Annotated in this window: 15 protein-coding genes; 1 reads left to right on the top strand and 14 read right to left on the bottom strand. The window is 66.1% G+C overall.

Annotated features, from left to right (window positions below):
* Positions 1-48: 48 nt before the first annotated feature.
* The 14 genes from ftsA to rsmH all read right to left on the bottom strand — a co-directional run bounded on the left by ftsA (position 49) and on the right by rsmH (position 17924).
* Positions 49-1371 carry a cell division protein FtsA gene (gene ftsA, locus BRAGE_RS0102455; RefSeq protein WP_027560624.1) on the bottom strand — a complete coding sequence of 441 codons (1323 nt, stop codon included), beginning with the start codon at positions 1369-1371 and terminating at the stop codon, positions 49-51.
* Positions 1368-2396, bottom strand: coding sequence for a cell division protein FtsQ/DivIB (locus BRAGE_RS0102450; protein WP_027560625.1), 1029 nt, complete (start codon positions 2394-2396; stop codon positions 1368-1370). The genes ftsA and BRAGE_RS0102450 overlap by 4 nt, the downstream gene beginning before the upstream one ends.
* A gap of 348 nt (positions 2397-2744) precedes the next feature.
* Positions 2745-3731: a D-alanine--D-alanine ligase family protein gene (locus BRAGE_RS0102445; protein WP_027560626.1), complete on the bottom strand. Its 987-nt coding sequence runs from the start codon at positions 3729-3731 to the stop codon at positions 2745-2747.
* 125 nt (positions 3732-3856) lie between these two features.
* Positions 3857-4774: a UDP-N-acetylmuramate dehydrogenase gene (murB, locus tag BRAGE_RS0102440; protein WP_027560627.1), complete on the bottom strand. Its 918-nt coding sequence runs from the start codon at positions 4772-4774 to the stop codon at positions 3857-3859.
* Positions 4775-5037: 263 nt separating this feature from the next.
* Positions 5038-6441, bottom strand: coding sequence for a UDP-N-acetylmuramate--L-alanine ligase (murC, locus tag BRAGE_RS0102435; RefSeq protein ID WP_027560628.1), 1404 nt, complete (start codon positions 6439-6441; stop codon positions 5038-5040).
* A 150-nt stretch (positions 6442-6591) separates the two neighbouring features.
* Positions 6592-7692: an undecaprenyldiphospho-muramoylpentapeptide beta-N-acetylglucosaminyltransferase gene (gene murG, locus BRAGE_RS0102430; protein WP_027560629.1), complete on the bottom strand. Its 1101-nt coding sequence runs from the start codon at positions 7690-7692 to the stop codon at positions 6592-6594.
* Positions 7693-7875: 183 nt separating this feature from the next.
* On the bottom strand, positions 7876-9027 hold the full coding sequence (ftsW, locus tag BRAGE_RS0102425) for a putative lipid II flippase FtsW (protein ID WP_027560630.1): 1152 nt from the start codon (positions 9025-9027) through the stop codon (positions 7876-7878).
* A gap of 166 nt (positions 9028-9193) precedes the next feature.
* A complete protein-coding gene (gene murD, locus BRAGE_RS0102420; protein WP_027560631.1) occupies positions 9194-10591 on the bottom strand; it encodes a UDP-N-acetylmuramoyl-L-alanine--D-glutamate ligase in 1398 nt (465 codons plus the stop codon).
* Between the two features lie 10 nt (positions 10592-10601).
* Positions 10602-11705 carry a phospho-N-acetylmuramoyl-pentapeptide-transferase gene (gene mraY, locus BRAGE_RS0102415; protein ID WP_027560632.1) on the bottom strand — a complete coding sequence of 368 codons (1104 nt, stop codon included), beginning with the start codon at positions 11703-11705 and terminating at the stop codon, positions 10602-10604.
* 171 nt (positions 11706-11876) lie between these two features.
* The gene (locus BRAGE_RS0102410; protein ID WP_027560633.1) at positions 11877-13256 is read right to left on the bottom strand and encodes a UDP-N-acetylmuramoyl-tripeptide--D-alanyl-D-alanine ligase; all 1380 of its coding nucleotides are present in this window, start codon (positions 13254-13256) and stop codon (positions 11877-11879) included.
* Positions 13253-14707 (bottom strand): UDP-N-acetylmuramoyl-L-alanyl-D-glutamate--2,6-diaminopimelate ligase, encoded by a 1455-nt coding sequence (locus tag BRAGE_RS0102405; RefSeq protein ID WP_027560634.1) that lies wholly within the window; start codon positions 14705-14707, stop codon positions 13253-13255. Before BRAGE_RS0102405 ends, BRAGE_RS0102410 begins: the two co-directional genes overlap by 4 nt.
* A gap of 83 nt (positions 14708-14790) precedes the next feature.
* Positions 14791-16542: a peptidoglycan D,D-transpeptidase FtsI family protein gene (locus BRAGE_RS0102400; RefSeq protein WP_027560635.1), complete on the bottom strand. Its 1752-nt coding sequence runs from the start codon at positions 16540-16542 to the stop codon at positions 14791-14793.
* On the bottom strand, positions 16539-16931 hold the full coding sequence (gene ftsL / locus BRAGE_RS0102395) for a cell division protein FtsL (RefSeq protein WP_027560636.1): 393 nt from the start codon (positions 16929-16931) through the stop codon (positions 16539-16541). Before ftsL ends, BRAGE_RS0102400 begins: the two co-directional genes overlap by 4 nt.
* A 3-nt stretch (positions 16932-16934) precedes the next feature.
* The gene (rsmH, locus tag BRAGE_RS0102390) at positions 16935-17924 is read right to left on the bottom strand and encodes a 16S rRNA (cytosine(1402)-N(4))-methyltransferase RsmH (protein ID WP_027560637.1); all 990 of its coding nucleotides are present in this window, start codon (positions 17922-17924) and stop codon (positions 16935-16937) included.
* Between the two features lie 448 nt (positions 17925-18372).
* Between rsmH and BRAGE_RS0102385 the strand changes: the two genes are divergently transcribed.
* Positions 18373-19233 (top strand): N-acetylmuramoyl-L-alanine amidase, encoded by an 861-nt coding sequence (locus tag BRAGE_RS0102385; protein ID WP_181411701.1) that lies wholly within the window; start codon positions 18373-18375, stop codon positions 19231-19233.
* Positions 19234-19281: the final 48 nt, after the last annotated feature.

Genomic DNA, 19281 nt, shown 5'->3' with positions numbered 1-19281 from the left:
CGGTGGCCGCGGGAGTTGGTGAAAATCGGGAATTGCGGAAATGAGTCATCAAAAGCCCTCGCGTAGCCATCGTCCGACCTTTCCGAAATAACCGCCGGTCCCTGTCTTGACCTGCTGCCGCGTATGCCGCGGTTCGACATGTTCGAGGTGAACATATTGAGGGTAGACGAGAAGTCCGGCCGGCACCGCGAACGCGGCGTTCTTCGCCTCGTTGGGCAGCCGGCCGAAACCGAGCGGACGACCGACCCGCACGGGCCGGCCGAGAATCTGGGTGCCGAGTTCGACAAGACCGGTGAGCTGCGAGGCGCCGCCCGAGAGCACGACGCGACCGTTGGGCTCTGAGGCGAAGGGCGAATCCTTCAGCTTGTCCCGAACCATTTCGAAGACTTCCTCGGCACGGTGCTTGACGATGTTGGCGATGGTGGCGCGGGAGACGATCTGCGGCAGATCCTGCTCGTCACCGGCTGTCGGTACAGACATCAGCTCACGCGAGTCCGATCCGCCGGTGATGACGGTCCCGTATAACGTCTTGATTCGCTCGGCATCGGCAATGGTCGCGGAGAGTCCGCGCGCGAGATCCATCGTGATGTGTTGCCCGCCGACCGCAAAACCGGCCGCATGCACGAAACGTCCGCCGGAATAGACCGCGATGGTGGTGGTGCCCGCGCCCATCTCGACCACGGCGGCGCCGAGATCGGCCTCGTCGTCGGTCAGCACGGAAAGACCGGCCACATAGGAGCTCGCCGCCATGGCTTCGACGTTGATGTGGCAGCGCTCCACCGCCAGCATCAGGTTCCGCGCCACGGTGGCGTCGCAGGTGACGACGTTCATGTCGACGCCGAACTGATGCGCGACCATGCCGCGGGGATCACGGATGCCCTTGACGCCGTCGAGCGTGTAGCCGACCGGCAGCGCGTGCAGCACGGTGCGGCCTTCGCCGGTGGCGTGGCGCATGCCGGTGGAGGTGACGCGGCTGACATCGGCCGGCGTCACGGCGCCGCCGCGGATGTCGGCGGCGGCTTCGACCAGCTGGCCGGAGAGCCGGCCGCCGGAGACCGACAGCAGCACGGAGTCCACCCGCACCTTGGCCATTTTCTCGGCGAGCCCGACGGCCTGGCGCACCGCCTGCTCGCATTCGCCGAGATCGATCACCGCGCCGGCCTTCATGCCGCGCGACTGGATCTGGCTGTAGCCGATCAGCTCCACCGCATGGGTGCGGCCGCGCAGCGCGTCGCTCGGCGGCGACGGCTTCAGCCGCGCGATCATGCAGGCGATCTTGCTGGTGCCGATGTCGAGGCAGGCGACGAGGCCGCCGCGTTTGTGCGGCATCGGGCGCGTCTTCGGCGTCTGGTTGCGATCAAGACCGGTCATGCGGCGTCCCCGGCCTTTTTCTTCTTCTTGTCCTTGAACTGCTCCTCGCGCGCCTTGGCGGCGTCGTCGGACAGCTGCACTACCAGGCGATCGGGCAGGCGCATGTCGACGGCGACGATGTCGCGGGAGAACAGCCTGTCCTCCTTGTCGAGCCGGGACAGCATCGCCAGCGCGTTGCCGACGTCCTGCTCGGGCAGGCGGATGTCGAGGCCGTCCTTGAGCCTCAAATTCCAGCGCCGCTCGCCGACATAGATCGCGGCCTTGGTCACCGAATTGATCTGCGGATAGCGCGCCAGCAGCGCCAGGAAATCGCGCGCCTGGGTGTCGGCGCCCTTGCCGACCACGAGCGGCAGCGCCAGGAAGCGGCGCGAGACATAGGGTTCGAGCACGGCGCCGTCGTCGGCGATCACGGAGAGCCGGCCGGCCTCCTGCCACAGCGCGAACGCCTGGCGCTCGGTGATGTCGATCATCAGCCGGCCCGGATAGAGCTTCAGCACGGTCGCATCAGCGATCCAGGGATTGGCCTTGAGCTTGTCGCGCACCGCGTCGGCATCGAGGAACAGCAGCGAGGAACGGCCGCTGACGCCGCCGATCGCGAGGATCTCGTCCTGGGTGAGCTGCTTGCGGCCGTTGATCGCGACCGAGGTGATGCGGAAGCCGGCGGAATTGGCCAGCGCGTTGCGGGCATCGCTGACCGCGGTGATGAAATCCTGGAGATGGCCGCCCTTGACGATGCCGAAGCCGCAGCTTCCGAGCAACAGCACCACGGTCATGGTGAGCCCGACCCGGCGCGGCAGATAGCGCTCGACCAGCGCGACCACACGCGGCGGGGGCTCGCGCTCGACGACCGGCTTGGACTTGGCCTTGGTCCTGATCTTGTCCTGGGCGGCAGCGCGAGCTTCGGCCCGCTTGTCCTGCACCCACTCGCGCAGAAGCACGACCGCTCCGATAGCGGCCGCCTTCAGGTCAGCTTGGGGCCTCAGCGATCTGAAAAGCGACCGGGTGAGGCTTCCTGCACCATCCATTGCACGAGCTCGTCAACAGTTAGCCCGCGACATCGCGCGGGTCCTGGCGAACATGACGTCTCGGACTTGCCGGGCCGGGTGCTGGTCTTCAGCAGAAGAAACCTCTCCCGTTCAAAGCGTTCGCTGGAGGTGACATCACCAGGACAGCTCACGCGCCGGCAGCCAAAACGCCATATGCGCCGCCAGCGTTAACCTTCGGATGTCCTGGTAAACAAAAGGTAAACTTCGTTAACGCGGGATGCTTTTTGCCCCACGATATCTGGCATTTATGCCGCGATGTCCGGCATTTTACCGGATTTGGACCCCAAACCGGGCCATTTCGGCCGTTCGGCCGTTAACCAGTCCTAATTATTTTCGCGCACCCCGCTCCGCGAGCTCGACCAGGCCGCGCAGGAAGTCGACGAACGCGATGCCTTCGGCTTTCAGCGCCTTGGGGTAGAGCGAGGACTTGGTCAGCCCGGGCAGCGTGTTGGTTTCGAGATAGACGAGGCCCCTCTCCGAGACGATGAAGTCCGAGCGGGAGTAGCCGGTGCAGGACATCGCCCGGTGCGCCAGCATCGCCTGCTCCTTCAGCGCGGCGGTGATCTCGGGCGCGAATCGGCCGGGACAGATCTCCTGGGTCGACTTCAAAAGATATTTTGCCGCGTAGTCGAAATTGCCCTCGCCCGGAATGATCTCGATCGGCGGCAGCGAGATGATCGACCCATCGGGGCGCTCCAGCACGCCGCACGTCGCCTCGACGCCGGCGATGTAGGGCTCGATCACATATTCTTCGTGCTTGGCGGCGTTGCGGACGGCGACGAGGTCCTGTTTGGCGTTGACGAAGATCAGGCCGTAGCTCGAGCCATCTCGGGCGGGTTTTGCGATCAGCCGACCATATTCGGCGAAGGCTTCGTCGATGGTCTCGAGCGCAATGTTGGCCGGCGGCGTCACGCCGCCGAGCGCGGCGAAGTGCTTGGCCGCGATCTTGTCGAAGGCGAGATGCGAGGAGGCCGAGCCCGAGCCGGTGAACGGCACGCCGCGCGCCTCGCACATCACCTGCAATTCGCCGTTCTCCGCGCGCCCGCCATGCAGGCCGAGCACCAGCACGCGGCCTTCGGCCTTGGCCTGGTCGAGCGCCTGCGCCAGCGGGATGCCCCGCGTGCCGGGCTTGAACTCGTCCTCGAACGGACGGGCATGTTCGAGCAGCTGCTTGGACTGCACCACATGCACCTTGTCCTCGACGTCCCACCACCAGAGATCGGCCTCGGGCAGCGCCTGATGCAGCGCCTGGGCCGAGGCGACCGAAACCAGACGCTCGCGGTTGGAGCCGCCGAAGAGGATGGTGATGCGCATGTTCTCAGTTACCTATCTGCTTCGTCATTCCGGGATGCGCCGCAAGGCGCAGGCCCGGAATCCATAACCACGATCGTGAGTATGGATTCCGGGCTCTCGCTTCGCGAGCCCCGGAATGACGATGATCATGAAACCCCGATCCGCTTGATTTCCCAGTGTAGCTCAATTCCGGAATTCACCTTCACGCGTTCGCGCACGGTCTCGCCCAGCGTCTCGATGTCGTGCGCGGTGGCATCGCCGGTGTTGATCAGGAAATTGCAGTGCATCTCCGAGACTTGCGCGCCGCCGACGCGCAAGCCGCGGCAGCCGGCGGCGTCCACCAGCTTCCAGGCGGAATGGCCCGGCGGGTTCTTGAAGGTCGACCCACCAGTCTTCTCGCGGATCGGCTGCGCGGTCTCGCGGTGGGTCTGCACCTCCGCCATCCGCGCGCGGATCGCTTCGGCATCTTTGATCTCGCCGCGGAAGCGCGCGGAGGTGAAGATGATGGAGGGATCGACACCGCTGTTGCGGTAGACGAACTTCATCTCGGCGTTGGAGAAGGTGTGCTTGGTGCCGTCGCGCCCGACGCCGCGCGCCTCGATCAGCACGTCCTTGGTCTCGCCGCCATTGGCGCTCGCGTTCATGCGCAGCGCACCGCCGATCGTGCCGGGAATACCGAAGTAGAATTCGAGTCCGCCGATATTGGCGCTTGCTGCAACTTCCGCCACGCGCTTGTCGAGCGCGGCAGCGCCCGCGGTGACGATGTCGCCATCCGCAGTCGCCTCGCCAAAGGCACGCGGCGCGAGACGGATCACCACGCCGGCAATGCCGCCGTCGCGCACGATCAGGTTGGAGCCGACGCCGACGACATAGACGGGAATGTCGGACGGAAGATGCGCGAGGAAGTAAGCGAGATCGTCCTCGTCGGCGGGCGTGAACAGCACCTGCGCCGGACCGCCGACGCGAAACCAGGTCAGCTCGGCGAGCGACTGGTTGGCGAGCAGCCGACCGCGCAGGTCCGGCATCGCGGCTTTGAGCGAGGGGGTGATGTCGGGAAAGCTCATGGCGTGCTGACCGACGTGCGAGCTGCGATGAGACTGCGTCGGGCAACATTGTCCGTCAGCGCCCGCGACCTACCCCTCTCCCCAACGGGGGGAGGGAGCCCGACCAGCGTGCTCACCTCCCCTGGCGCCGCAGCTGCCCTCTGAGCCTTTGTGAGAGTCAGGGAGGCATCGGCGGATGGGTTCCCTCCCCCCTTGCGGGGGAGGGTTAGGGAGAGGGGTGGCCACACGGGCGGTGATCGATGATGGCTCGACATCCGCGCGCCCTACTCCAGCGCCTTCAACTGGTCCGGCAATGCATAGGCCCATTGCGTGATGTTGCCCGCGCCAAGGCACACGACGAGATCGCCGGACTTCGCGAGGCCCTTGACGATACCCGCGAGCTCCGGCGCTCCCGGCAGCGGCACCACCTCGCGATGCCCATGCGCACGCAGGCCCGCGACGAAATGATCGCGATCGACGCCTTCGATCGGCGCTTCGCCCGCGGCATAGACGTCGGCAACCACCACGGCGTCCGCATCATTGAAGCAGGTGCAGAATTCCTCGAACAACGATTGCAGGCGGGTGTAGCGATGCGGCTGCACCACGGCGATGACCTTGCCGTTGCTGGATTCCCGCGCCGCCTTCAGCACCGCTGCGATCTCGACCGGATGATGCCCGTAATCGTCGATCACGGTGACGCCATTCCACTCGCCGGTCTTGGTGAAGCGGCGCTTGACGCCGCCGAAGCCGGCGATCGCCTTGCGGATCTCCTCGTCCGACACGCCGAGCTCGCGTGCGACGGCAATGGCAGCGGTCGCATTTGAAGCATTGTGGCGGCCGGGCATCGGCAGCATGAGATCGGCTATCTCATGCACCGCCCCTGTCTTGCGATCACGAAACGCGACCTTGAACTTGGAGCCACCGCCCATCGGGGTCAGGTCGAGCAGCCGCGCATCGGCCTGCGGATTCTCGCCGTAAGTAATGATGCGGCGATCCTCGATCTTGCCGACGAGAGTCTGCACCACGGGATGATCGATGCACATCACGGCAAAGCCGTAGAACGGCAGGTTCTCGACGAAGTTTCGGAACGCGTCCTGCACGGCGTCGAAAGTTTTGAAGTGATCGAGATGCTCGGGGTCGACATTGGTGACGATGGCGACATCAGTCGGCAGCTTCAAGAACGTGCCGTCGCTCTCGTCGGCTTCCACCACCATCCAGTCGCCGGCGCCAAGCCGGGCGTTGGAGCCATACGCATTGATGATGCCGCCATTGATCACGGTGGGATCGAGCCCGCCGGCATCGAGCAGGGTTGCGACCATCGTGGTCGTCGTGGTCTTGCCGTGGGTGCCGGCAATCGCGACGCAGCTCTTCAGCCGCATCAGCTCGGCCAGCATCTCGGCGCGGCGCACCACCGGAATCCGCCGCTCGCGCGCCGCCATCAGTTCCGGATTGTCGCGCTTGATCGCGGTGGAGACCACGACGACCTCGGCACCATCGACATTCTCGGCCTTATGGCCGACCGAGACCTTCGCGCCCTTCTTGCGCAGACGGTCGAGATTGTAATTGTCGGCGGCGTCAGAGCCCTGCACGGTATAGCCGAGATTGACCAGCACCTCGGCGATGCCGCTCATGCCGATCCCGCCGATCCCGACGAAGTGGATGGGTCCGATCTCGCGCGGCAGTCTCATATGGTTTCCTTGGGGTCATCGTCCGCGAAGGCGGGCGATCCAGTATTCCGCGACGCCTGAGATTCAAATCAGCTGCGTCGTATACTGGATGCCCCGCTTTCGCGGGGCATGACAAGGGGCTTTTTTGGCCATTCCGGGGCGGAACGGGCGTCAGATTCCAGCGACTTTGACCACCAGATCGGCGAGCCGCTCGGCAGCATCGAGCCGGCCTGCCCCTTTCGCCGCGGCGGCCATGGCGGCAAGACGCGCGGGCTCGGCGGCGAAGGCGGAGATCTCGGACGCGAGACGGTCGGAGGTGAACTCGGTCTGCGGGATGCGGAGCGCGCCATCGACCTTGGCCAGCACGCCGGCATTGGCGAACTGGTCCTGGTCGATCGAGCCCGGCAGCGGTACGAGAATCGAGGGCCGGCCGATCGCGGCGAGCTCGGCCACCGTGCCGGCGCCGGAACGCGACACCACCAGATGGTTGGAGGCGAGCCGCGCCGGCAGATCGGTGAAGAACGGCGCAAGCTCCGCCTTGATCTTGAGCTTGTCGTAGACCGCGCGCACGCGGCTCATGTCCTCGTCGCGGACCTGCTGGGTTAGGATCAGCCGGCTCCACAACGACGATTCCAGCCGCTCGATCGCGCCGGGCACGATGTCGGCCATGATGCGTGCGCCCTGGCTGCCGCCGACGACGAGCAGCCGCAGCGGGCCGTTTGGCTCAGGCGCGACATACGGCACGGCGGCTGCGGCGAGGATCGCCGGCCGCATCGGCGTGCCGACCGTCGTGGTCTTGCCCGCCAGGGCCGGATCGCGATCGAGCACGCCGGGCAGCGACGTCGCGATGGCTTGGACGCGGCTCGACAGAAACCGGTTGGCGCGGCCGAGCACGGCGTTGGCGTCGTGGATGATGCCGGGCACGCCTGCGAGCTTTGCAGCGACCAACGGCGGCAGTGTCGGATAGCCGCCGAAACCGACGACGGCGACCGGCTTCAGGCGCTTGATCAGGCGATACGCAGACAGCGTGCCGGTGGCGAGGGTGAGGCCGGCATAAGCGAGCTGAAACGGATTGCGGCCGCGCGCGGTCTCGCTGGCCACGACGTCGATCATGTCCTTGCTGAACAGCCCGCTATAGCGCAGCGCGCGCTCGTCGGTGACGAGGCGGACGCGAAAGCCGCGCCGGATCAACTCGACGCCGAGCGCCTCGGCCGGAAACAGATGGCCGCCGGTGCCGCCCGCGGCGAGAAGAATCAGGGGGGAGGTGTCCATGGCAAATAGTCTTACAAGGACTTTTTCGTCATTGCGAGCCGGCTACACGGTGCGCGTGCCCCGGGCGCAGCGCAGCGCGCCGCATCTTGCGGCGTGGTGCGCTGCTGAACCGGGGCCCATGGCTGCCACATTTCTGGGTCCCGGCTCTGCGCTCCGCTGCGCTGGTCCGGGACACGAGACCTGTCACGCGTAGCTGCGCATCGCCTCGGCGCGGCCGCTGGCCTCGACCTCGGTGCGCGGGCGCAGCCGCGTCAACGCGAGCATCATGCCGACGCCATAGGCTAGCGACACGATCGAGGAACCGCCATACGAGATGAACGGCAGCGTCATGCCCTTGGCGGGGATGAGCTGCAGGTTCACCGACATGTTGATCGCCGCCTGCACGCCGAACAGGATCGCAAGGCCAGACGCCGCGAAGCGCGAGAACATGTCCTCATTGGCATAGGCGCGCGACAGCGTGCGGATGACGACGAAGGCGAACAGCGCCAGCATCGCAAGGCACAGGATGATGCCGAACTCTTCGGCGGCGACCGCGAACACGAAGTCGGTGTGGCTGTCCGGCAGGCTGCGCTTGGCAATGCCCTCGCCCGGCCCGAGGCCGAACCAGCCGCCGTTGTAGAAGGCTTCCATGGCGGTATCGACCTGGAAGGTGTCGCCGGAGGCCGGGTTCATGAAGCGCTTGATGCGCCCTGCCACGTGCGGAACGAACAGATAGGCACTGAACAAGCCGGCGGCGGCGGCACCGGCGAGGCCGAACACCCAGATCATGCGCATGCCCGCGATGAAGAACAGCGAGCCCCACACCATCAGGATCAGCATGGTTTGGCCGAAATCCGGCTCCATCACCAAGAGCGACACCAACATCAGCAGCAGCACCAGCGCCATCGAGGTCGCCGGCATCTCCGGCCGCTTGGTCGATTCCGCGAACAGCCAGGCGGCGATGACGACGAAGGACGGCTTGGCGATCTCGGAGGCCTGAATGTTGACGCCGAGCAGCGTGATCCAGCGCCGCGAGCCCTTGACCTCCGGGCCGATCGCCAGCGTCAGCACGATCAGGATGATGCTGGCCGCGAAGATGATCAGCGCACTGCGGCGGATCGACCGCGGCGACAGGAAGGACACCCCGAGCAGCACCAGGCAGGACGGGAGCAGGAACATCACATGGCGGCTGAAGAAATGGAACGGATCGAGCCCGATGCGGGTCGCAACCGGCGGGCTCGCCGCCAGCGACAGGATCACGCCGGTGAGCATCAAGGCCAGGATGGCGCCCATCAGCGGCTTGTCGACGGTCCACCACCACTCGGAGAAGGGGGTGCGTTCTTCACGGGAGAGCATGGGCGGCCGCTTTCGGACAGAGGTCCGCCCATTGGTCGCCGAGGTTGGTTACCGGGGGGTTAAGGAAACGCGGATGATTGGAATTGTAGGATGGGTAGAGCGAAGCGAAACCCATCAATTCCGCTGGAGCGATGGGTTTCGCTTCGCTCTACCCATCCTACGCGCCTCACACCACCGGCTTCACACCCGGCAGCGCCTGCACGAGCTCGCGGAACTTGGTGCCGCGGATCTCGAAGTTGCGGTACTGGTCGAAGGAGGCGCAAGCCGGCGACAGCAGCACGACTGCATCGTTAAGGCCCGATGCCTCCGCATCGCGCGCGGCGTGCTCGACGGCAACGTCAAGGGTCTGGCTGATCTCGTGCGCGACCGAGCCGAGCGTGCCGGAAAACTCCTGCGCGGCCTCGCCGATCAGATAGGCTTTTCGGATGCGCGGGAAATAGCCGGTCAAGCTGGTGATGCCGCCCGCCTTCGGCTTTCCGCCCGCGATCCAGAAGATATCGGCGAAGGACGACAGCGCATGCGCGGTGGCGTCAGCGTTGGTGCCCTTGGAATCGTTGACGAACAGCACATTGCCGCGGCGGCCGACCTGCTCCATGCGATGCGCAAGGCCCGGAAAGCTGCGCAGGCCCTTTTGCAGCACATCGAGGCTGATGCCCATTGCGAGCGCAGCAGCGGCCGCGCAAGCCGCGTTCTGCGCGTTGTGCTGGCCGCGCAGCGATCCGATGCCACCGAGCTTTGCGACTTCGCTGCGCGCGCCACCCGCGGTGCGCACGATGGTGCCGTGCTCGACATGGATGCCGCTCGCGAGCGGATTCCTGACGGAGATGCGCACGACGTTCTTGCCGGCACGGTCGAGCCGGTCGGCGATGTCGCGGCAATAGCCGTCGTCGACGCCGACGATCGACGTGCCACCGGACTGCACGCCCGCAACGAGACGCTCTTTCACCGCAGCGTAGTGCTCGATCGTGCCATGACGGTCGATATGATCCTCGCTGACATTCAGCAGAATGCCGACGGAGGGATCGAGCGAGGGCGTGAGGTCGATCTGGTAGGACGACATCTCGATGACGTGGACGCGGCCCATGCGCGGCGGTTCCAGCGACAGGATCGCGGTGCCGATGTTGCCGCCCATCTGGGTGTCGTAGCCCGCGACCTTGGTCAGATGCGCGATCAGCGCCGTCGTGGTCGACTTGCCGTTGGTGCCGGTGATGGCGACGAACGGCGCGTTCGGCGCATGGCGGCGGCGCTCGCGGCAGAACAGCTCGATGTCGCCGATCACCTCGCAGCCTGCCTCTCGCGCCTTCAGCACGCTCCAGTGCGGCACCGGATGGGTGAGCGGCACGCCGGGCGCGAGCACCAGCGCTGCGAAATTGGCCCAGGACACGTTGCGTAAGTCCGCGGTGATGAAGCCAGCCTGCGCCGCCTTGGCGACGTTCTCGGCATTGTCGTCGGCGGCGATCACCTCGGCGCCGCCCGCTTTCAGCGCATGGCAGGAGGCGAGCCCCGAGCCGCCGAGGCCGAACACCGCGACCGTCTTGCCGGCGAAGGATGTGGCGGGGATCATCGCGGTTCCATCACCGCAGCTTCAGCGTCGAGAGACCGGCGAGCGCCAGCATCACCGAGATGATCCAGAACCGGATCACGATCTGCGGCTCGGTCCAGCCGAGCTGCTCGAAATGGTGATGGATCGGCGCCATCCGGAAGATGCGCTTTCCGGTGAGCTTGAACGAGACCACCTGGACGATGACGGAGACCGCCTCCAGCACGAACAGGCCGCCGATCACCGCGAGCACGATCTCGTGCTTCACCGCGACCGCGATCGCGCCCAGCATGCCGCCGAGCGCGAGCGAGCCGGTGTCGCCCATGAAGATCGAAGCTGGTGGGGCATTGAACCAGAGGAAACCGAGACCGGCCCCTAACAGTGCACCGCACAGCACCGCGAGCTCGCCGGTGCCCGCGACATATTTGATCTGGAGATAGTCGGCGAACACGGCGTTGCCGGCGAGATAGGCGATCATCGCGAAGCTCGCGGTCGCGATCATCACGGGCACAATGGCGAGGCCGTCGAGGCCGTCGGTGAGGTTCACCGCATTGCCGGCGCCGACGATGACGAAGGCGCCGAACACGACGAAGAACCAGCCGAAATGCAGCACGGTGTCCTTCAGGAACGGAATCGTCAGCGCGGTCGAGGCGGGATCGCGGTTCAGCCGCACCAAGGCATAGCAGGCGACCAGCGCGATCGCCGCCTCGATCAGCAGGCGCAGCTTGCCGCCGAACCCGGTCGTGGTCTGCTTGGTCACCTTGAGGTAGTCGTCATAGAAGCCGACGAAGCCGAAGCCGAGCGTCACCGCCAGCACGATCCAGACATAGGGGTTGAGCGGATTGGCCCACAGCACGGTGCCGACCGTGAGGCCGGACAGGATCATCAGCCCGCCCATGGTGGGCGTGCCCTTCTTGCTGAGATGCGATTGCGGGCCGTCGGTGCGGATCGGCTGGCCCTTGCCCTGGCGGATGCGCAAATGATCGATGATCCACGGCCCGAACAGGAACACGAACAGCGCGCCGGTGACGATGGCGCCGCCGGTGCGGAAGGTGATGTAACGGAAGACGTTCAGGACGGTGCGCACCGCACCGAAACTCGGAAATGTGTTGGAGAGCTCGATCAGCCAGTAAAACATTCAGACGGTCCTATGGGGCCTTGCGCACGCGGTCTTGACCTTGTTCTCGGCCCTTCACCTCGACTCACCGTGCCTCACGCGTATTCGCTGGTCTTCATGGGTCGGGCGACCTCTGGGAAAACGATCCGCGCCGCAAAAGGTGGGATTCGGGAACAGCGCCTTCCAAGCAGTTTACGCCTTTGCCTGCAAGGCGGCCACTAGGCCCGGCACAAACTTGTTGACCCAGAACATCTTCTTGCTGCCCTTGACAACCACGACATCGCCTGCCTTCAGCAGGTTCGCGACCTCGGCCGGCTTCAGCGTGGCGGGATCGTCGTGCCAGCCCAGGTTTTTTCCTGCCGGCAGCAGCTCGTAGAGGTGGCGCATCAAGGGGCCGACGCAATAGACGCCGTCGATGCCTTCGAGATGCTCGGCAAGGCCGGTGTGATAGCAAGGCGCGTCATCGCCGAGCTCGAGCATGTCGCCGAGCACCGCAATGCGGCGGCCGCCGGTCATGCTGCGCGCCTGCAGGCTTTGCAGCGCAGCAGCGACGCTGGCCGGATTGCCGTTGAAGCTGTCGTCGATCACGGTGACGCCGCCGACCACCTGCTCGACGCCGCGGCCGGTCATGATGCCGACCCGGTCGAGCTTGATCGCAAGCGTCGCCGCATCGAGGTTTGCGGCGCGGATCGCAGCGAGCGCGGCGAGCGCATTGTGCACGCGGTGCGGCGCGCCCGGCGTCAGGCTGAAGGCGATCTCCTTCTTGCCGATCATGGCGACGATCTGCCAGCTCTCGCCATGCGGCGCGTGCGCGACCTCGTGCACCTCGGCATGCTCGCCGAAGCGCACCACCTTGCCCTTCCATTCGGACGCCTTGAGGCCGGCAGGCAGCACCAGCACGCCGTCCTCGGGCAGGCCGAGCGCGATCGACACCTTCTCGCGGCGGATGGCTTCGAGCGAGCCGAGCTTCTCCAGATGCACCGGCTGGACGTTGACGACGAGCGCGACGGTCGGCCGCGTCAGCTCGCTGAGCCGCGCGATCTCGCCGGTCTGGTTCATGCCCATCTCGACGACCCAGAGGCTGGCATCTGGCCGCGCGTTGCACAGCGTCAGCGGCACGCCCCAGAAATTGTTGAAGCTCGCCGGGCTCGCATAGGCATTCGGATAAGCTGCCAGAAATTCCTTGGTGCTGGTCTTGCCGGCGCTGCCAGTGAGGCCGATCACTGGGCCGTGGAAGCGCGCGCGGGCGGCGCGCGCGAGGCCCCAGAGGCCGTCGATCAGCGTGTCCTTCACGACGATCTGCGGAATGCGGATGCCCGCGATCTCGTGCGGCACGATCATCGCCACCGCGCCGGAAGCTTCCGCCTTGTCGGCGAACTCCCAGCCGTCGCGCCCGCTGGCGAAGGCCGAGACGAAGCCGCCGCTCGGCGTGCCGCTCAGCGCGACGAACAGGCTGCCCGGCTTCACCAGGCGGCTGTCCTGCGTGACGAAGCCGATCGGCGTGTCCGGAAATGATCCGGCAGCGCCCAGCGCGCGCGCGACCTCGGCCACCGTCCAGATTGGCGCGCTCATGCTGTCCTCGACGTCAATGCGGCGGCGACCGCCTCGTGATCACTGAAGGGCAGCACCTCGCCGCCGACGATCTGTCCGGTCTCGTGGCCCTTGCCGGCGATCAGCAGCGCATCGCCATCCTGCAGCTCCTCGATCGCGGCGCGGATCGCAGCGGCGCGGTCGCCGATCTCGCGGGCGCCCTTGGCAGCGGCGAGGATCTCGGCACGAATGGCTTCAGGCTTCTCGCTGCGCGGATTGTCGTCGGTGATGATGACCCCGTCGGCGTTCTCGGCCGCAATCTCGCCCATGATCGGCCGCTTGCCGGCGTCGCGATCGCCGCCGGCGCCGAACACCACGATCAACTTGCGTTTCGCATAGGGCCGCAGCGCCTGCAGCGCCTTCGCCAGCGCATCGGGCTTGTGGGCATAGTCGACGAAGATCGGCGCGCCATTGCGCTCGCCGACGCGCTCGAGCCGGCCCTTGGCGCCTTCGAGATGTTCGAGGCTCGCGAGCACATTGGACGCGTCGCTGCCGGTGCCTATGGCGAGACCGGCCGACACCAGTGCGTTCTCGATCTGGAATTCGCCGACCAGCGGCAGCCGGACCGCGTAGCGCTTGCCGCGATGCTCGAGCGCGAGCGTCTGTGAGAAACCCTCGACCTTCGCATCCACGAGACGAATGCCCTCACCACCGTCGCCGTTACGGCCGACCGCCATCACGCGCAGGCCGCGCGACTTCGCAGCATCGATCACCTCGGCCGAGCAATCATGATCCGCGGAGATCACCGCTGCGCCGTCAGGCTGAACCAGCTCGCGGAACAGGCGGAGTTTTGCGGCAAGATAGTGCGCGACGGTCGGATGGTAATCCATGTGGTCGCGCGAGAGATTGGTGAAGCCGCCGGCGGCGACGCGCACGCCGTCGAGGCGATACTGGTCGAGCCCGTGCGAGGAAGCCTCGAAGGCAAGATGCGTCACGCCCTCGCGCGCGATCTCGTCCAACTGCCGGTGAAGCGCGATCGGATCCGGCGTCGTCAGCGAGCCATAGACGGTGCGCTTCGGCGAGACAAGACCGATGGTTCCAATGCTGGCGGAGGCATGACCCAGCCGCTCCCAGATCTGGCGCGTGAAGGCGGCGACCGAAGTCTTGCCGCTGGTGCCGGTCACCGCGGCAATGGTCGCGGGCTGTGCAGGGAAGAATCTTGCCGCGGCCAGCGCCAGTGCGCGGCGCGGATTGGCGACCGCAATGAACGGCACCTTGCTGCCATCGGGTGCATGTTCCCCGACCACCGCCACCGCGCCCGCGGCAATCGCGGCATCGATGAAGCGCGCGCCGTCGGTCTTGCTGCCCGCGAGTGCAAAGAAGAGATCGCCGGGCCTGACCACGCGGCTGTCCAGCGCAACGCCGGTCACATCCAGCGCCGCGACGGCGGGCTCGATTGCGGCGTCATTGCCTAGAAGTTCACGCAGCTTCATGGTCGTCCAGTCGACATGCCGCGCCGGAGAGCCGAATCGTCAGGAAAAGCCGAATCAGCACCGGCGATGGCCACCCCAGTTGATTACTGGGTTGTCCTGGATGCTGCAAGAATAAGGCGGTCGGACGGCGGCAGGTCGAACCGCGGCTCGACGCCCAGAAGCGGGGCGATCCGCTCGATCACCTTGCCGCCGGTCGGCACCGCGTTCCAGCCCGAGGTGATGAAACCCTTCGTTTCAGGGATCGCCTGCGGCTCGTCCAGCATGATCAGGATCTGATATTTCGGATCGTCGCAGGGCATGATCGCGGTGAAGGAGTTCAGCACCCGCTTCTTGGCATAGCGGCCGTTGATGACCTTTTCGGACGTGCCGGTCTTGCCGCCGACATAGTAGCCCTTGACGTCGGCGGTCTTGGCGGTGCCGATTTCGGCGTTGAGCCGCATCAGGAACCGCATCTTGTCGCTGGTCTCCGGCTTGATGACGCGCTTGGCCATCGCCGCCGCTTCCTCTTCGGTGCGCTTCATGAAGGTCGGCGGAATCAAGTAGCCGCCGTTCACCAGCGCATTGATGCCCATCACCGCCTGCAGCGGCGCCACCGAGATGCCCTGGCCGAACGCGATGGTCACCGTGTTCAATTCACCCCAGCGCCGCGGCACTAGCGGCGCCGCGCTCTCCGGCAGCTCGGTGCGCAGCCGCGTCAACTGGCCCATCTTGGCGAGGAACGCCCTGTGCGCCTCGACGCCCTGGCCGAGCGCGATCCGCGCCGCTCCGATGTTGGACGAGTAGGTGAACACTTCCTTGGTGTTGATGAAACGGCCGAGCGGATGGCTGTCGTGGATGGTGAACTTGCCGTAGTGCAGATTGCCGCGCGCATCCCACGACGAGTTCAGATTGATCTTTCCGGAATCGAGCGCCATCGCCAGCGTGAACGCCTTGAAGGTCGAGCCCATCTCGTAGACGCCCGTGGTCAGGCGGTTGATACGGTCGGGGTCGTGCGCTTCCTTCGGGTTGTTGGGATCGAAATCCGGCAGCGAGACCATGGCCACGAGCTCGCCGGTCTTGACGTTGGAGACGATGCCGGACGCCGCCTTGGCGTGGTACTTCTCCTTGGCCTTCAACAGCTCGTCGCGCAGCGCGTGCTCGACGCGCAGATCGATCGAGAGCTCGATCGGCTTCTGCAGCCGATCGGTGGCAAAGCCGGCGCGGTGGAGATCGGCGAGGCCCTGGTTGTCGAGCCACTTCTCCATGCCGGCGATGCCCTGGTTGTCGATGTTGACGAGACCAATGAGGTGGGCGACCTCGTTGCCGGTCGGATAGACGCGCTTGTTCTCGCGCAGGAAGCCGATGCCGGGAATGCCGAGCTTGTGGATGTCCTGCTGCTGCTTCGCCGTGACCTCGCGCTTGAGCCAGACGAAGCCCTTTCGTCCCGACAGGCGCTCGCGCACCTCGGCGTCGTCGAGGTCGGGCACGGTGGCGGTCAGAAGCTCGATCGCCTCGTCCTTGTCGATGATGCGGCGCGGCTCGCCGAACAGGCTCGCGGCCTTGACGTCGGTCGCGAGGATCGCGCCGTTGCGGTCGACGATGTCGGGGCGTGCGGTCGCGACCACCTCCTGTGCGGCGGCCCGGCGCGCGCTGTGGGCGTCGGCGCCGATCGCGAACATCACGAGCCGGCCGCCGATCAGGAGATAGACCGAGGTAAAGGCGAGCATCGCAAGGCCGACGCGCGCGCGCGCTTTCGCGGCACGGTCGACATTGCGCCCGTAGAGCAGGCTGCGGATCAACCGCTGCCGCCAAGGCTCGGTCTTTTGCATTGGTTTTGCGGGCGTCGCCGGGCTCATTGCTTGTCCTCGCGGCGAGGCACGGAGCCCGTCACGGTATCGGGGTCGCTCGCGGCTTCGATGGTGTTGAGCATGGCGCCGATCGGATCCGGCTCGCCCGGCCTGAACATCCGCGGCGGACGCTCCGGCAGGTTCTTCAGGGAGTCATATTGCGTACCGTTGACGGGTTTGAGCGGCAGATGCCGCTCGGCGAGGCCCTGCAGGCGCAAGGGCGCATCGAGCTTGGCCCATTCGGAGCGGAGCGCTGCGATCGCGTCGCGCTGCTCGCGGATCTCAGCATGCAGCCGCAACACCCTCTCGGTGCGCGCCGTGGAGTCCATCTTGATCCGGTAGACATAGGCCGCCGCGAAGATCAGCGCGCCGATGACGAGGAGGTGGATGATGCGCATGCGCTAGCCGCCCCTCATCACGTCGGAGAGCTTTGGCCAGGACGACGGCTCGCTGTCGTGATGTGCCGGCGCCGAAGTGCGCTCGGCGGCGCGCAGCTTTGCCGAACGCGCGCGCGGATTATTCGCGACTTCTTCCTCGCCGGCGACCACGGGACGCCGCGTCAGCAGCTGGAAGCTCGGCGCGGTTTGCGCCACCTCCGGCAGATGCCGCGAGCCGCCGCCGGTCTTCGAACGTTCGGCGAGGAAATTCTTGACGATGCGGTCTTCGAGCGAATGGAACGAGACCACCACGAGTCGGCCGCCGGGCTTGAGAACGTGCTCAGCCGCGGCGAGCGCGGTCTGGAGCTCCTCGAGCTCCTCGTTGACGAAGATGCGCAGCGCCTGGAACGTCCGCGTCGCCGGATGAATGTCGCCGGGTTTTGAGCGCACCACCCTGCCGACGAGATCGGCGAGCGCGCGCGTGGTCGTGAACGGCGTCTCCTGCCTGTCAGCGACGATGGCGCGGGCGACGCGGCGCGAATGCCGCTCCTCGCCGAACAGATAGATGATGTCGGCGAGATCGCTTTCCGAGGCGCGCGCGACGACGTCGGCCGCGGTCGGGCCCGCCTGCCCCATCCGCATGTCGAGCGGTCCGTCGAGGCGGAACGAGAAGCCGCGGCCGGCCTGGTCGAGCTGCATCGACGACACGCCGACATCCATCACGACGCCGTCGACGGCCTCAATGCCGTGTGCCGCGCAGACCTCGGCGAGATTGGAGAAGCGATCTTCAACCAGCGTCAGCCTTCCAGCGAAGCGCTCGACCAGCTCGGCCCCACCCGCAATCGCGGTGCGGTCGCGATCGATCGCGATGAGGCGGGTTCCCGGCACGTCGAGGATCGCGCGGCTGTAGCCGCCGGCGCCGAAGGTGGCATCGACATAGATCCCGCCTGCGCGGGGCGCGAGATGATCGATCGCCTCGCGGCCGAGCACGGGAATGTGAGGAGCGGTGCTCATGCGCAACGCCTGCCGAACAACCATGCCAGATCGGGGGCGAACCAGCCCATCACGCCTCGAATAATTCCGGCTCGCGGCGGTTCCACGACAAAGCCCCAGTCCAACATGGTTACCGAGCCGCGTCGTCCCGGGCTGCAAACCCAGAGTTCCCAGTGGAATTTGTCGGGCAGCCATGGGATTTCGAGCCAAAATACGCTTTGGCCGCCTCCGGACGCGGGTCGGCTCTTCATCCCTCAGTAACGGCCCTCAGCGTTAAGAAAGCGTTGATCGACCCGTTACAAGTCGAAAAGGTGTCTGACGTAAGATAGGGCGACTGGGCGGTGATGCTGCATCCACACACCCAGCCAAAATGCATCCGTTAACCGCGCCATGCGATTGCGCACGGCCGAGGGTAAAGGAATAGTAAAGAGAAGGGCTTGGCCCACTCTCCGTTCGATCTGAGCTGCCCATGCCGTCCGGTTCGTCAACACCGTCTGATTCGAAGCGTCAACGCGTTCTCCCGGTTCCCAAGGCCGCGGCGAACATGCGGACGTTCGAGCCGGATTCCTCGATCGTCTCCGACATCATTCCCTCGCCGAACTATGGCGAGCGCAACAAGACCCGGCAGCCGGACATGATCCTGCTGCACTACACCGGCATGCCCGATGTCGAGGGCGCGCTGGCGCGGCTGTGCACGGCGGGCACCGAGGTGTCGGCGCATTACGTCGTGCTGGAGGACGGCCGCATCGTGCAATGCGTGCCCGAGACGAAGCGCGCCTGGCACGCCGGCGTCTCGTCATGGGCCGGCGAGGACGACGTCAATTCCTGCTCGATCGGCATCGAGATCGTCAATCGTGGCCATGACTGGGGCTATCCGGAGTTTCCGCTGCGCCAGATCGCGGCCGTGATCGCGCTGTGCCGCGGCATCATGCTGCGCCGAAAAGTGCCGTCGCACCGCGTGCTCGGCCATTCCGACGTCGCTCCGGCGCGCAAGAAGGATCCCGGCGAGAAGTTTCCGTGGCATTCGCTGGCCAATTCCGGCGTCGGTCACTGGGTCACGCCCGCTCCGGTCGTGCGCGGCGAGAGCCTGATGCTCGGCACCATCAGCGACGCGGTGCTGAGCATGCAGCAGGCCCTCGCGAAGTACGGCTACGGCGTGCCGTTGACCGGCAAATACGACGCCGCGACGATGGAAGTCATCACCGCGTTCCAGCGCCATTTCCGCCCGGCGCGGCTCGACGGCGTCGCCGATCATTCGACGCTGTCGACATTGCAGGCGCTGCTGGCGAGCCTGCCGGCGGACGGAGCGACCACGCTGGCTTCGAAGTAGCGCGCTTGCGCTCCGTCGCGAGAGGAATTCCTTCCGCAGTTCGCTTGA

It is taken from the genome of Bradyrhizobium genosp. SA-4 str. CB756, from assembly GCF_000473125.1.
Lineage (GTDB): Bacteria > Pseudomonadota > Alphaproteobacteria > Rhizobiales > Xanthobacteraceae > Bradyrhizobium > Bradyrhizobium arachidis.
Note: the sequence above shows the minus strand (reverse complement) of the source record. Positions and strands in the feature narration are given on the sequence as shown.